General features: G+C 38.3%; 1 protein-coding gene. It reads right to left on the minus strand.

The genetic code is table 11. The annotated features are described in order from the left end of the window. Window positions 1-248: hypothetical protein (locus tag ACVCZW_RS00165; protein ID WP_452231302.1), on the minus strand; the 248-nt coding region annotated here is incomplete at both ends.

Here is a 248-nt window from a genome sequence, read left to right on the forward strand (position 1 = left end):
TTGAAGTCGTAATTGGAAGTTACGTTATAAACACCATCTGCATCACAGCTATCTGAACCACAAGATTCAAGTGCAGCAATATTAGCAGTATTCCAAGCATCGGCAATAGTTTCGTTATCATCCGCTGTACAATCTACAGAGGTATCTGTAACTGTAGTACAAACTGTTAAATCTGGACCGATAGAATCGTTAAGCGTAAGAATGGCAACAAGTATAGTTTCGTTATCACAATCATCTGCAACGGTATA

Source organism: Lacinutrix sp. MEBiC02595, assembly GCF_053601555.1.